The sequence below is a fragment of the Azospirillum brasilense genome (assembly GCF_005222205.1).
In the GTDB taxonomy this organism is placed as follows: domain Bacteria; phylum Pseudomonadota; class Alphaproteobacteria; order Azospirillales; family Azospirillaceae; genus Azospirillum; species Azospirillum brasilense_G.
In genome coordinates this window covers 525,410-539,183 of the sequence record NZ_CP032345.1, presented here as the reverse complement: position 1 = coordinate 539,183, position 13,774 = coordinate 525,410, and the positions used below count along the sequence as shown (strand labels likewise).

Here is a 13,774-nt window from a genome sequence, read left to right as displayed (position 1 = left end):
ATGGATCTGAATTCCGCCCAGGTGGTCGGGGCCGCGGCGAAGGCTCACGACATCACGATGTGGGGCCTGTTCTGGCAGGCCGACCTGATCGTCAAGGTCGTGATGCTGATGCTGCTGGTTGCCTCGGTGTGGTGCTGGGCCATCATCATCGAGAAGCTGATGCGCATCCGCCGCCTGAACGCGCAGGCGGACGCCTTCGAGGAGAGCTTCTGGTCCGGCGGCTCGCTGGACGCGCTGTACGACCGCATCGGGCAGAACCCGAGCGATCCGATGTCGGCGACCTTCGCCGCCGGCATGCGCGAGTGGCGCCACGCCGCCGACCGCGGCATCGGTTCCATGAAGGGCTCGCTGCAGCAGCGGGTCGAGCGCGTCATGTCGGTGACCATCGGGCGCGAGATGCTGCGCGCCGAACGCTACATGACCTTCCTGGCGTCGGTCGGTTCGACGGCTCCCTTCATCGGCCTGTTCGGCACGGTGTGGGGCATCATGAACTCCTTCACCTCCATCGCCGCCTCGGGCAACACCAGCCTCGCCGTCGTCGCCCCCGGCATCGCCGAGGCGCTGTTCGCCACGGCGCTGGGTCTCGTGGCCGCCATTCCCGCCGTGATCTCGTACAACAAGTTCACCACCGACCTCGGCCGCTACGCCGACCGGCTGGAGACCTTCTCGGGCGAGTTCTCGGCGATCCTGTCGCGCCACCTCGAGGAGCGGGGAGCCGCCTGACATGGGAGCCCAGCTCGCAGGAAAGGGCGGCCACGGTCGGGGCCGCCGCCGCGGATACCGCGCGATGGCCGACATCAACATGACGCCCTTCATCGACGTCATGCTGGTGCTGCTGATCGTCTTCATGGTCGCGGCGCCGCTGCTGACCGTCGGCGTGCCGGTCGATCTGCCGAAGACCAACGCCGCCCCGCTGGAGGCGCAGAAGGACCCGCTGTTCGTGACCGTCCAGTCCGACGGCCGGGTCTATGTGCAGGAGACGGCGGTGGAGACGGCCAACATGGTGCCGCTGCTGATCGCCGTCACCAACAACAACCCAGACGCCCGCATCCTGGTGCGCGGCGACGCGAAGATCGCCTACGGCAAGATGCTGGAGGTGATGGGCACCATGAGCGCCGCCGGCTTCAAGAAGGTCGGGCTGGTCGCCGAGATGCCCAGCGGGCCGGGCGCCACCGGGCCGCGCGTCGGCGGCTCGGCGCAGCGCTGAGACGCCACGGCGAGTTGAAGGCTGACCCATGCGCAAACCCCTGATCGCCTCGGCAACGCTGCACGTCGCGCTGGTCGCGCTGTTCGTGCTCGGCATGCCGCCCAGCGATCGCAAGCTGGACATCCCCGAGTCCATCCCGATCGAGATCGTGGACATGGGCGAGGTGACCCAGGCCGCGCGCGTCGACAAGGGCGAGCCCAAGCCATCGGCGCCCAAGCCGCCGGTGCCCGAGGCCAAGCCGAGCCCGCCGGCCCCCGCGCCGCCGGAACCGGCCAGCGAGCCGCCCCCGCCGCCGCCCCGGCCCGAGCCGAAGGTTCCGGAGCCGCCCAAGGTCGCCCAGGTGCCGCCGCCCCCGGCGCGCGAACCACCGCCGCCGCCCAAGCCGGCACCGCCCCCGCCGCCGCCCGATCCGGAGCCGGCGCCGGTGGTCAAGCCGCCCGAGCCCAAGCCGGAGCCGAAGCCGCAGCCTCCGAAGCCGGAGCCGCCCAAACCGGAACCGCCGAAGCCTGAGCCTCCCAAGCCCGAGCCCCCGAAGCCGGAGCCGAAGAAGCCCGAGCCGCCGAAGCCGGAACCGGCCAAACCGGAACCGCCCAAGCCCGAGCCGAAGAAGCCCGAGCCGGCCAAGCCGGAGACGCCGAAGGCCGAGCCGAAGAAGCCGGAGAAGCCGCCGGAGAAGACCGACGCGCTGGCCGACCTTCTGAAGAACGTTCAGAAGAACGCCCCGGCCAAGCCGGCGGCCTCGGAGAGCAAGGCCGACGCCAAGCCGACCCAGCAGGCCGCCGCCTCGTCGGCGCCGTCGGGGGCGGCGAAGGCGGTGAACGGTCCGGACAAGCCGTTCAAGCCGTCCGGGCGCGCCATCGACGGCATCCGCGGTGCGGTGAGCAAGAACTGGAACTTCGACCCGGGCCGCAAGGACGCCGGGAACATGCAGGTGGAGATCATCGTTGAGCTGGGCCGCGACGGTTCGGTCCTCAACGCGACGATCAACGAGAGGTACCGCTCCCGCTACATGTCGGACGCGGCCTTCCGGGCATCGGCCGACGCCGCGCTGCGCGCGGTGAAGCGGGCCAGCCCCCTGCCCATCAGCGAGTTCTCCGGCGACTTCACGCCCGCCCGGTATGAAGAGTGGCGTTACTTCGTGTTCAATTTCGACCCGAGGGACATGTTCTGACGATGACGAAGAAGACGAGGCTCCTGCTGAAGGCCGCCGGTTGCGCCGGCGCCCTGCTGCTCGCCCTCGGCGTCGCGGCGCCCGCCCCGGCCCGCGCCGAGGTGCGAATCGACATCACCAAGGGCGTGGTCGAGCCGCTGCCGATCGCCATCACCAGCTTCGCCGGTGCCGGCGGGCGCGAGGCGCAGGTCGGCTCGGACATCTCCAAGGTGGTCGCCGCCGACCTGGAGCGGTCGGGCCTGTTCCGTCCGCTCGACCCCAAGGGCTTCCTGCAGACCCCCGACCAGCTCCGCTCCGGCGAACCGCGCTACCAGGACTGGCGCGCCGTCGGCGCCCAGGCGCTGGTCGCCGGCAACACCACCGCCATGGGCGACGGCCGCATGAAGGTCGACTTCCGCCTGTGGGACGTCGCCGCCGGCCAGTACATGCAGGGTCTGAGCTACACCGCGACCGCCGACAGCTGGCGCCGCATCGCCCACATCGTCGCCGACGCCATCTACAAGCGGCTGACCGGCGAAGAGGGCTACTTCGACACGCGCATCGTCTATGTGGCCGAATCCGGCCCGGCCAACGCGCGCAAGAAGCAGCTCGCCATCATGGACCAGGACGGTGAGAACCATCAGTTCCTGACCGACGGCAAGAACCTCGTCCTGACGCCGCGCTTCTCGCCGGCGACCCAGGAAATCACGTACATGTCGTACTTCAACAAGAAGCCGCGCGTGTACCTGTTCAACATCGACAGCGGCCGCCAGGAAGTCCTCGGCGACTTCGTCGGCATGACCTTCGCCCCGCGCTTCTCGCCGGACGGCAACAAGGTCATCATGAGCATGGCGCAGAACGGCAACACCGACATCTACGCCCTGGACCTGCGCACCCGCCGCCAGACCCAGCTCACCGATTCGCCGGGCATCGACACCGGTCCCAGCTACTCGCCGGACGGCCAGCGCATCGTCTTCGAGTCGGACCGCGGCGGCAGCCAGCAGCTCTACATCATGAACGCGGACGGCTCGGGACCGAAGCGCCTGACCTTCGGCGAGGGCCGCTACGGCACGCCGGTGTGGTCGCCGCGCGGCGACCTAATCGCCTTCACCCGCCAGCGGGGCAGCAACTTCGCGCTCGGCGTGATCCGTCCGGACGGCACCGGCGAGCGCATCCTGACCGAGTCGTTCCACGTGGAAGGCCCGACCTGGGCGCCGAACGGCCGCGTGCTGAGCTTCTTCCGCGATGTTCCGGCCGGCGACGGCCGCGGGCGAAGCGCGAAGCTCTACACCATCGACGTGACGGGTGCAAACGAACGCCGTGTGATCACTCCGCTCGACGGCTCCGATCCCGCATGGTCGCCCTTGATTCCCTAGTGGAGTAGCCCTATTTTGCGCGCGCAAGAACGACGCTCAAGACGAAGGCCGGAGGTCGGTACTTCCGTCGGGGTCTGGCGGAAGTCGGCGGCGTTCTTCCTCCACAATCCGGTCAAAACACATCGTGTCGCTTAGGGGGTCATTTAGCATGCGTATCAAGTATCTGAGCCTGATCGCCGCCGTCGCTCTCGTTGCCGCTTGCGAAACCGCTCCGAAGGATGCCGGCAACGCTTCGGGCAATGGCGCCGCCACCCAGTCCAGCATCCGTCCGGGCTCGCAGGAAGACCTGGTCGTCAACGTCGGCGACCGCGTGTTCTTCGGTCTCGACCGCTACGACCTGGCTCCGGAGGCTCGCGCCACCCTGGACCGTCAGGCTTCCTGGCTGAAGCAGTACCCGAACGTCACCGTGACCGTCGAAGGCCACGCTGACGAGCGCGGCACCCGCGAGTACAACCTCGCCCTGGGTGAGCGTCGCGCCAACTCGGTGAAGAACTACCTCGTCGCCGGCGGCATCAACGCCTCGCGCGTCAAGGTCATCTCCTACGGCAAGGAGAAGCCGGCGGTCCTCGGCTCGAACGAGGCCTCCTGGGCGCAGAACCGCCGTGGCGTGACCGTCGTCGACTAACGACGGCGCCCGTCCGGGTTCCAAGGAAAACGCCGCTCCGGAGCGATCCGGGGCGGCGTTTTCCTTTGGGGATGTTGGGAGGGGAGGGATGTTTTGCCCCCACCTCGGCTTTCCCCCGCGCGGGAGAGGGTGCCTTATGCGAAGCGGGGGAGGGTCGCGGACGGGGCAAGGCCCGGATCCATCGCTGACGCTGAATGCAGAACGCAAAAAGCCACGCAAGCCGGCCTGCGGCTGCGCTTCAGCATTCTCAAAGAAATTAGAAGGGGGGAGGATGGTGCTGCCAGAGAGGATTGAACTCTCGACCTCTCCCTTACCAAGGGAGTGCTCTACCACTGAGCTACGGCAGCGCCGGGACGGTGATGCTGGCCTGGAAGAACTTGCGGGGAAGAACTTGCGGCCAACCGTCGAAGTGGCGCGGTTTATGCCACAGGCTTTGCCGCGATGCAAGCGGTGAAGTGCCTTCGCGGCAAAGAAAAATGGGCGGGAAAATCCCCGCCCATGATCACTTCCGCCGCCCCGTCCATCAGTCGGTGCCGCCCTGGTTCAGGGCCCCGGCCCCGCCGCCCGCCGCGGGGGTGCCGAAGGCGCTCGGCGGCGGCAGGACGGCCTCCGCGCGGAAGTCGGGGACGATGTTCGTGAGGATCGTCATCACCCGCTCGGCGTCGCCGGCCCGCGCGGCCGTTTCCAGCTCGCCCAGCGCGCGGTTGATGAGGGCGTAGTCGATCACGCGGGGCGAGGCGAGGAACACGCCGTCGGCCTCCGTGCGCGTCGGCGCCTCGGTCGAGGTCAGGATTTCCTCGAACAGCTTCTCGCCGGGGCGCAGCCCGGTGAACTCGATCTTGATGTCGTGGCCGGGCCGGTAGCCGGCCAGCCGGATCATCTGCCGGGCGAGGTCGACGATCTTCACCGGCTCGCCCATGTCGAGCACCAGCACCTTGCCGCGATCCTCCAGGCGGGCCACGCCGTGGGCCGAGGCCTGGAGCACCAGCTCCACCGCCTCGCGCACCGTCATGAAGTAGCGGCGCATGTCGGGGTGGGTGACGGTCAGCGGGCCGCCCTTGGCGAGTTGGCGGGTGAACAGCGGCACCACCGACCCGCTGGAGCCCAGCACGTTGCCGAAGCGCACCGTCATGTAGCGGGTCGCCGTCTCGCCGCCGTCGCGCGGCGGCAGCATGTCGAGCGCCTGGCAGTAGCACTCGGCGAAGCGCTTGGTGGCGCCCATCACGCTGGTCGGGCGGATCGCCTTGTCGGTGGACACCAGGACCATCGCCTGACAGCCGTTGGCCCGCGCCGCGTCGGCGACGTTGCGGGTGCCGATGACGTTGGTCAGCGCGCCTTCCGCCGGGTTGGCCTCGACCAGCGGCACATGCTTCAGCGCCGCGGCGTGGAAGACCATGTGCGGGCGCTGCGTCTGGAACAGGCGGAAGATGCGGTCGCGGTCGCGCACGTCGGCGATCACCGCCTGGAGCGCCAGGGCGGGGAAGCGCTCCCGCACCTCCATCTCGATGCTGTAGAGGTTGAACTCCCCGGCGTCGACGAGGGTCAGCGTCTCCGGCTCGAGGGCGGCGATCTGGCGGACCAGCTCGCTGCCGATGGTGCCGCCCGCACCGGTGACGACGACGCGCCGTCCGGTGACGAGGCTGGCGATGGCGCCACGGTCGAGAACCGCCTGGGGGCGGCCCAGGAGATCCTCCAGCGCGATCGGGCGCACCTCGATCTTGCCTTCGCCCAGAGCCGACTTGAACTCGGTCAGGCTGGGCAGGCGGGCCATGGACAGGCCCAGCGATTCCGCCTGCTCCAGCAGGTCGCGCAGCACGGTGCCGGGCACGTCGGCCTGACCCTTGGCGACGATCAGGCGCTGCGGGCGGTCGCCGCGTTGCGCCAGATCCTCGACCACGCGGGGCAGGTCGTCGGGGCCGCCCAGCACGGGCACGCCGCGGATGGCGTGGCCGATGCGCCGGTTCTTGTCATCCAGCAGGCCGACCACGCGGTAGGCGGCGCCGGCGTTCTGGTCCAGCGACCGGATGAACAGCTCCGCCGCGTCGCTGACCCCCAGCAGGAGCACCGGAATGCGCGGCACGCCTCCCGCGTCCCGATCGTGGAGGCCGAGACGGCGGTCTTTCAAAAGGCGGTAGGCGAAGCGCGGACCGCCCAGCAGGACGAGCTGCACGAACCACAGGATCACCGGCAGGGAACGCGGCAAGGCCTCCAGCCGGGTCAGCAGGAACATGACCGCCAGGAAGCAGAGCACGACCGTCGTGACCGCGCGCAGGAGCTGCGCCAGATCGGGGACGGAGGCGTAGCGCCAGATGCCGCGGTACAGGCCCGAGAAGCGGAACACCACCGCCGCGATCAGCACCAGGATGGGCAGCCCCGTCAGCAGCGGGTCTCTGTATTCCTGGAATGCCTGCTCGCCCACGCGCAGATACAGGGCCACGACCAGGGCGACGGCCGTCATCGTCAGATCGTGCAGGTAGACGAGGGACGCCCGCGGAGACGGGATACGCATGCGCTTTACCTTAGACTATCGCTTCGCCGGGGCCGTTCCCTTTCGGGAAATCCCAGCCCCATCCTGGCCGTTCAGCCGCGCACAGCTTTGAACCATTCGGCGGTCAGGCGCAAGCCGTACGCGGGGTAGCAGGGCGGGCGCCAGTTCAGCGCGCGGCGGATGGCCCCGTCGTCGATCACCAGCGAGCCGGCGACGCGGTCCAGCATGGCCTCCCGCCGGGCCAGCCGCGCGGCGAGCGCCAGCAGGGACGGCGGCACGGGCAGAAGGCGCGCGGGTTTGTCCAACGCCTCCGCGATGGCCCGCACCAGCTCCGCCGTGGACATCGGGCGCCCGTCATGGACCAGGAACCGCCCGCCCGCCGCCTGCGGGTGGGTCAGGCACTCCTGGATGGCGTCGGCGAGATTGCCCACGAAGATCAGGCTGCGCCGGTTCTCCAGGGCGCCCAACGGCAGGGGGATGCCGCGGTCCACCGCCTGCATCAGCCGCAGGAAGTTGCCGCCCACGCCGGGGCCGTAGACCAGCGGCGGACGGATCACCACGGCTTCCAGCCCGGTGCGGGCCGAGATCTCGGCCAGCGCCCGTTCGGCCTCCAGCTTGGAGATGCCGTAGGGGGAATGCGGATCGGGCTCCGTCTCCTCGCTCAGCTCGTCGGGGCGGCTCTCGTCGGCCAGCGCCTTGACGCTGCTGAGATAGACCATCCGCTTGACGCCCGCGGCGGCGGCGGCCTCGGCCAGCACGCGGGTCCCGGCGGTGTTGACGCGGCGGAAGGCGGCCAGCGGATCGGATTCGCGGTCGCGCATGACATGGACGCGGGCGGCCAGATGGACCACCGCGTCCATGCCCTGGAGCGCGTTGCCCCAGGCGGTGGCGGGACCGATGTCGCCGATGGTGACGGTGTCCGCGGCGTGCGGAACCTGAATGTCAGGGCGGCGCACGACGGCGCGCACGCTGTGCCCGCGCTCCACCAGCAGGGGGATGACCGTCCGCGCGACGAAACCGGTGGCCCCGGTGACCAAGACGCGCATCACGCCGCCGCCCGCACAGGCCGCGCCAGCACAGCCAGCAGCAGCACGACCGCGGCACCTCCCGCCGGCAGCACCGTCCAGCCGAGCGCCAGCGACGCCACGGCCAGCAGAAGCAGCGTGGCGTTCAGCGCCAGGACCAGCCGAACCACCTGGGCGTGGTTGCGCCCGCGCTGGGTGGCCTTCTGATAGAAATGCTCGCGGTGGGCCTGCCAGACCTTCTTGCCCTCGGCCAGACGGCGCAGCAGGGTGATGGTGGCGTCGGCCAGGAAATAGGCGGGGATGAGCAGCGCCGCGACCCACAGCCCCGACGCCGCCAGGACCAGCAGCAGCCATCCCAGCGTGAAGCCCAGCGGCACGCTGCCGACATCGCCCATGAAGAGCTTGGCGGGGTGCCAGTTCCACACCAGGAAGCCCAGCGCCGCCCCCGCCGCGGCCAGCCCGTAGAGGGCCAGCGCCGGGTCGAGCGCGCCGAGCGCCGCAACCAGCGCCAGTCCCGCGCCGATGGACGCCGCCTCGCTGCCGGCCAGACCGTCGATGCCGTCCATGAAGTTGAACAGGTTCACGAACCACAGCCAGCCGATCGCGGCCACCAGCCGGTCCGCCCAGAAGGGCAGCAGTCCCTGGAAAACCAGACCGTCTCCGGGAAGAGGGCCGCCGGGAAGGGCGCCCCCGGGAAGCGCGGTCAGCCCCGCGACCACCGCGGCGATCTGTGCGAGGAACCGCGGCGCCGGACCCAGCCCGCGCCGGTCGTCCATCCAGGACACCGCCATCAGCGCCACCGTTCCGGCCAGAATCGGCAGCGCCCGCAGCGGATGGTCCGCCGTCATTGCGATGAGCGTCCAGACGGGCAGAAGCGTCAGCATGACGCCCCAGCCGCCGCCGCGCGGCGTCGGGATGGAATGGCTGGAGCGGTCGTTCGGGTGGTCGAGGATCGCCTTGCGCCGCAGGTAGGCGAGCACGCGCCCGGTGAACAGCCAGGACAGCGCGAAGCTGCCGGCCAAGGCGAGGAACAGGGCCAGGGGGCCGCTCATGATGCCTCCGCGACCGGGGCGGTGCCGGGCTGGGTGGACGCCAACAGCCGATGGTACAGCTCGACCGTCTTCGCGCCCACCCGGTCGGACGCCATGTCGGATTCGACCAGACGCCGGCTGGCGGCGCCGAAGCGCCGGCGCAGGGCGGAGTCGCGCACCAGCACCTCCAGCGCGTCCGCCAGGGCCGCGGCGTCGTCCGGCGGGACCAGCAGGGCGTTCTCGCCGGCGTGCGCCACCTCGCGGCAGCCCGGCACGTCGGTGGCGACGATGGCCCGTCCGCAGGCCGCGGCCTCCAGCAGACTCTTCGGCAGCCCTTCGCGGCGGGAAGCCAGCACGGCGATGTGGCAGCGCGCCCAGACCTGCCGCACGTCGGCGCTGTGGCCGGGCAGCTCGACGCCGGGCAGGGCGGCCCAGCGGTCCAGTTCGGCCTGGGTCACGGAAGTCGGGTTTTCCGGATCGGGCGTGCCGGCCAGCAGCAGCCGGACGTCCAGCCCCTTGGCCCGCAGGGTCTGCTGCGCCTCGACCAGCGGACCGACCCCCTTGTCGGCCAGCAGGCGGGCGACGCAGCCCACCGTCACCGGCGGCTCCGGCGGCTCGGGAAGCACCTGATAATGGGCGGTGTCGACGCCCGAGCCGCGGATGATCCAGGCGCGCTCGTCGGGCAGCAGCCCGGCGGCCACCAGAGTCTGGCGGTCGTCCTCGTTCTGCAGGATGGTCAGGCTGTTCGGGCGCTTCAGCACGGTGCGCAGCAGTGGGCGGGCGGCGGCCCCGGCGACGCGGGACTTCAGCCCGCCGGTGCCGAGGAAGGCGGAGCCCAGCCCGGTCAGCGCGTTCACCACCGCCGGCACCCCGGCCAGCCCGGCGGCCAGCCCGCCCAGCAGCACCGGCTTCATGGCGACATGGTGGACCAGATCCGGGGCTTCCCGCCGATACAGCGCGGCGATCTCCGCCACGGCGGACAGGGCGCCCGCCGGGTTGATGCTGCGGCGCTGCCAGGACAGCGGCAGCACGCGGAAACCCTCCGCCTCGATGCGGGGGCCGTGCTTGTCGACGCGGGTGGCGACGGCGACCTCGAACCCGGCCTCGCGGGCGGCGCGGGCCATGGGCAGGCGGTGGGACCAGAAATACCAGTCCTCCGTCACCAGATAGATCAGCTTGCGGCCGGCGTTTGCGGGTCTGCTGCTCACGGGGCGGGCCTCAGGCAATGCCGTGATAGTCCTTGTACCACGCGATGAAGCGGGGCAGGCCGACGTCGATCGGCGTCTTCGGCTCATAGCCCAGGTCGCGGCGGCTCGCCTCGATGTCGGCGGTGGTTTCCGGCACGTCGCCCATCTGCAGCGGCTCCATGACCTTCACCGCCTCGCGGCCCAGCGACTCCTCGATGATGCCGATGAAGCGCATCAGATCCTCGGTCCGGTTGTTGCCGAGGTTGTAGACGGTGTGCGGCGCGCCGTTGGCGTCGGCCGCCGCCGGGCGGTCCAGCGCCGCCAGAACGCCCGCCGCGATGTCCTCGACGAAGGTGAAGTCGCGCTTCATCCGGCCCTCGTTGAAGACGCGGATCGGGCGGCCCGCCATGATCGCGTCGGCGAACAGGTAGGCGGCCATGTCCGGACGTCCCCAGGGGCCGTAGACGGTGAAGAAGCGCAGGCCCGTCGCCGGGAACTTGTAGAGGTGGCAGTAGGCGTAGGTCATCATCTCCGCCGCCTTCTTCGTCGCGGCGTAGATGGACATGGGGGAGTCGACGCGGTCCTCCACCGAGAAGGGCATCTTCTTGTTGGCGCCGTAGACGGAGGAGGTGGAGGCGTAGACGAAATGCTTCAGCTTCGGCATGCGCCGCGCGGCTTCCAGCATCGCCACCTGCCCGGTGACGTTGGCGTCCACATAGGCGTAGGGGTTCTCCAGCGAATAGCGCACGCCGGCCTGGGCGGCCAGATGCACGACGCCGGTGGCCTCGGCGAAATCGGGGGCCAGCGCCTCGATGGCGGTGCGGTCGGACACGTCGGCCTTGACGAAGCGGAAGCCGGGGCGGGCGGCGAGGCGGGCCAGCCGCGCCTCTTTCAACGCCACGGAATAGTAGTCGTTGAGGTTGTCGATCCCCAAAACCGTCTCGCCGCGATCCAGCAAGGCCGCCGCGACGTGCGAGCCGATGAAACCGGCCGCGCCGGTGACCACGATCGTCATATCCACCATCCTTGACCGGCCCGCGCCGGCCTGGCGCTTGCCTCAAACGTAACGCGCGTCAACAGCCCGTCTTATGCCCGACCCGGGGATCGGACGCCAGTCCGCAAACATCCTCCGCCGCTTGACAGCCGCCGGGCGCACCCGATCTACTGCCGCAACCTTAATCACGTTGCCGAGCCGGACATCCATGCCGCCGAAAAAGAATCCCGCGAACCTCAACCCGCTGCAGCTCAAGACGCTGACCCTTCTTCAGGAGCTTGCCCGTCTGGAGCAGAAGCCGGTCGAGGGCGAGGAGGGGGCCTTCCAGGTCACCAATCTGCCGCACGCCCATGGCAACCACTTCCACCTGGGCAGCGCGGTCGTCGCCTCCCGCGACGCCACTGGCCTGACCAACGAGGCCGTCTGGACCATCCTCGAACGCAAGGGCATGCTGCGCCGCGATGCCGGCTACGGCGTCGTGACCGCCGAGGGCATGGCCTATGACACCGGCCTGCGCGACAGCATCCTGCACCGGTCCGACCACTAAGGGCGAGGGCGCGCGCCGTGTGCGGCATCTGCGGCTTTCTGGCCGGTTCCAGCTCAGGCCCGGGCTCCGAGTCCGGGCTCGAGGCCACAGCACGGCGCATGGCCGACACCATCGCCCACCGCGGCCCCGACGGGGACGGCGTGTGGGCCGATGGGGAGGCCGGGGTCGCGCTCGGCCACCGGCGGCTCGCCATCGTGGAGCTGTCGCCGCTGGGCCGCCAGCCGATGGAGTCGGCGGACGGGCGCTGGGTCATCGCCTACAACGGCGAAATCTACAACTTCCAGGACCTGCGGGCGGAACTCGAATCCGCCGGCCACCAATTCCGCGGCCATTCGGACACCGAGGTGCTGCTGGAGGGCTGCGCCGCCTGGGGTGTCGAGCGCACTGTGCGACGTCTGGTCGGCATCTTCGCCTTCGCCCTGTGGGACCGCCGCGAGCGCACGCTCTTTCTGGTGCGCGACCATCTGGGGGTGAAGCCGCTCTATTGGGCGCGGATGGGCGGGGCGCTGCTGTTCGGCTCCCAGCCCAAGGCGCTGCGCGCCCATCCGGCCTTCGCGGCGGAGATCGACCGCGATGCCTTGTCCGCCTATCTCCGTTTCAGCTACGTCCCGGCGCCGCACAGCATTTACCAGGGCGTCCACAAGCTGGAGCCGGGCAGCATCCTGACCGTCCGTCCGGGGCGCGAACCCGAGCGCACCGTCTATTGGGACGCCGGCGACGCGGCGCGGGCCGGCATCGCCGACCGGCTGTCGCTGTCCGACGCCGAGGCGACGGACGCACTGGAGTCCCTGCTCAAGGACGCGGTCGGGCGGCAGATGATGGCCGACGTGCCGCTGGGCGCCTTCCTGTCCGGCGGGATCGACAGCTCCACCGTCGTCGCTCTGATGCAGGCGCAGAGCGCGCGGCCGGTGCGCACCTTCACCATCGGGTTTGGCGAGGACGGCTACGACGAGGCGGTGCACGCCCGCGCCGTCGCCGCCCATCTCGGCACCGAGCACACCGAGCTTCGGGTGGAGGCCAGCCACGCGCTGGAGGTCATCCCCAAGCTGGCCGACTGGTACGACGAGCCGTTCGCCGACAGCTCCCAGATCCCGACGCTGCTGGTGTCGGAGATGACCCGGCGCTCCGTCACCGTGGCCCTGTCCGGCGACGGCGGGGACGAGCTGTTCGCCGGCTACAACCGCTATCTCACGGCGCCCGCCTTGTGGCGGCGCATGGCGCCGCTGCCCGCCGGGCTGCGCCGGGGCGCCGCCGGGCTGATCCGCGCCGTCCGGCCTGCGGGCTGGGACGCGCTGGCCGGACTGATCCCCGAGGGGCGGCGCCCGCGCCAGACCGGCGACAAGCTGCACAAGCTGGCCGGCGTGCTGGACGCCGCCGGGCCGGACGCCATCTACCGCCGTCTGGTCAGCCAGTGGCAGGCCCCCGACGCGCTGGTCCGCGGCGGGCGGGAGCCGCATGGTCCGGCCTGGGACGATGGGCTGGCGGCGGGCATCCCCGATTTCGTCGAACGGATGCAGCATCTCGACAGCGTGACCTATCTGCCGGACGACATCCTGGCGAAGGTGGACCGCGCCAGCATGGGCGTGTCGCTGGAGGCGCGCGTGCCGCTGCTCGACCATCGGGTGGTGGAGTTCGCCTGGCGCGTGCCGCAAGCGCAGAAGCTGCGCGACGGCAAGGGCAAGTGGCTGCTGCGCCAGGTGCTCTACCGCCATGTGCCGCCGGCCCTGGTGGAGCGGCCGAAGGCCGGCTTCGCCATCCCGCTGGACGGCTGGCTGCGCGGCCCGCTGCGCGACTGGGCGGAGGATTTGCTGGACGAGGGGCGGCTGCGCCGGGAAGGCTTCTTCGACCCCGTGCCGATCCGCGCCTGCTGGGCGGAGCATCTGGCCGGGACCCGCAACAACCAGCACCGGCTCTGGAACGTTCTGATGTTCCAGGGCTGGAACCGCCGCTGGGGCAGCGCCGCCGCCCCGGCCCCGCTTGCCGCGAGCGCCGCATGACGACCGACGAGACGACCAAGACTCCCGCCGCCACCCCACCGAAAAAGGACGACAAGCAGGACCGGCTCGCCGCCCGCTTGCGCGAGAACCTGCGCAAGCGCAAGGAACAGGCGCGCGGGCGCGAAAAAGACGGACAGCAGGCCTGAT

13 protein-coding genes and 1 tRNA gene are annotated in these 13,774 nt (G+C 70.5%); 8 read left to right on the top strand and 6 right to left on the bottom strand.

Annotation, left to right across the window (positions count from 1 at the left end; genetic code table 11):
* From tolQ to pal, 5 genes are all read left to right on the top strand, one after another.
* A complete protein-coding gene (tolQ, locus tag D3869_RS02725) occupies nt 1–723 on the top strand; it encodes a protein TolQ (RefSeq protein ID WP_014240513.1) in 723 nt (240 codons plus the stop codon).
* A gap of 1 nt (nt 724) precedes the next feature.
* The gene (tolR, locus tag D3869_RS02720) at nt 725–1,207 is read left to right on the top strand and encodes a protein TolR (protein WP_014240514.1); all 483 of its coding nucleotides are present in this window, start codon (nt 725–727) and stop codon (nt 1,205–1,207) included.
* A 28-nt stretch (nt 1,208–1,235) separates the two neighbouring features.
* The gene (locus D3869_RS02715) at nt 1,236–2,378 is read left to right on the top strand and encodes a TonB C-terminal domain-containing protein (RefSeq protein ID WP_137138857.1); all 1,143 of its coding nucleotides are present in this window, start codon (nt 1,236–1,238) and stop codon (nt 2,376–2,378) included.
* 2 nt (nt 2,379–2,380) lie between these two features.
* On the top strand, nt 2,381–3,733 hold the full coding sequence (gene tolB / locus D3869_RS02710) for a Tol-Pal system beta propeller repeat protein TolB (RefSeq protein WP_094307343.1): 1,353 nt from the start codon (nt 2,381–2,383) through the stop codon (nt 3,731–3,733).
* 148 nt (nt 3,734–3,881) lie between these two features.
* On the top strand, nt 3,882–4,358 hold the full coding sequence (gene pal, locus D3869_RS02705; protein ID WP_137138856.1) for a peptidoglycan-associated lipoprotein Pal: 477 nt from the start codon (nt 3,882–3,884) through the stop codon (nt 4,356–4,358).
* 272 nt (nt 4,359–4,630) lie between these two features.
* On the opposite strand, the gene D3869_RS02700 is transcribed toward pal, so the two are convergent.
* From D3869_RS02700 to D3869_RS02675, 6 genes are all read right to left on the bottom strand, one after another.
* Nucleotides 4,631–4,705, bottom strand: a tRNA-Thr gene (locus D3869_RS02700).
* Between the two features lie 176 nt (nt 4,706–4,881).
* Nucleotides 4,882–6,867, bottom strand: a complete 1,986-nt coding sequence (locus tag D3869_RS02695; protein WP_137138855.1) for a polysaccharide biosynthesis protein — start codon at nt 6,865–6,867, stop codon at nt 4,882–4,884.
* Nucleotides 6,868–6,938: 71 nt separating this feature from the next.
* Entirely contained in the window at nt 6,939–7,892 is a 954-nt protein-coding gene (locus D3869_RS02690) for an NAD-dependent epimerase/dehydratase family protein (protein ID WP_137138854.1), read from the bottom strand.
* Nucleotides 7,892–8,923: an MraY family glycosyltransferase gene (locus tag D3869_RS02685; RefSeq protein ID WP_137138853.1), complete on the bottom strand. Its 1,032-nt coding sequence runs from the start codon at nt 8,921–8,923 to the stop codon at nt 7,892–7,894. Before D3869_RS02685 ends, D3869_RS02690 begins: the two co-directional genes overlap by 1 nt.
* Complete coding sequence (locus D3869_RS02680; protein ID WP_247895695.1) at nt 8,920–10,110, bottom strand: glycosyltransferase family 4 protein; 1,191 nt, start codon at nt 10,108–10,110, stop codon at nt 8,920–8,922. The genes D3869_RS02685 and D3869_RS02680 overlap by 4 nt, the downstream gene beginning before the upstream one ends.
* Nucleotides 10,111–10,120: 10 nt before the next feature.
* Nucleotides 10,121–11,104 (bottom strand): SDR family NAD(P)-dependent oxidoreductase, encoded by a 984-nt coding sequence (locus D3869_RS02675; RefSeq protein WP_137138852.1) that lies wholly within the window; start codon nt 11,102–11,104, stop codon nt 10,121–10,123.
* 187 nt (nt 11,105–11,291) lie between these two features.
* Here D3869_RS02675 and D3869_RS02670 point away from each other — a divergent pair, with 187 nt between their 5' ends.
* The 3 genes from D3869_RS02670 to D3869_RS32975 are packed head-to-tail and all read left to right on the top strand — an operon-like array spanning nt 11,292 to nt 13,773.
* Nucleotides 11,292–11,630: a hypothetical protein gene (locus D3869_RS02670; RefSeq protein WP_137103161.1), complete on the top strand. Its 339-nt coding sequence runs from the start codon at nt 11,292–11,294 to the stop codon at nt 11,628–11,630.
* A gap of 17 nt (nt 11,631–11,647) precedes the next feature.
* Nucleotides 11,648–13,627, top strand: coding sequence for an asparagine synthase (glutamine-hydrolyzing) (asnB, locus tag D3869_RS02665; protein WP_137138851.1), 1,980 nt, complete (start codon nt 11,648–11,650; stop codon nt 13,625–13,627).
* Nucleotides 13,624–13,773 carry a hypothetical protein gene (locus tag D3869_RS32975; protein ID WP_175426389.1) on the top strand — a complete coding sequence of 50 codons (150 nt, stop codon included), beginning with the start codon at nt 13,624–13,626 and terminating at the stop codon, nt 13,771–13,773. The genes asnB and D3869_RS32975 overlap by 4 nt, the downstream gene beginning before the upstream one ends.
* Nucleotide 13,774: the final 1 nt, after the last annotated feature.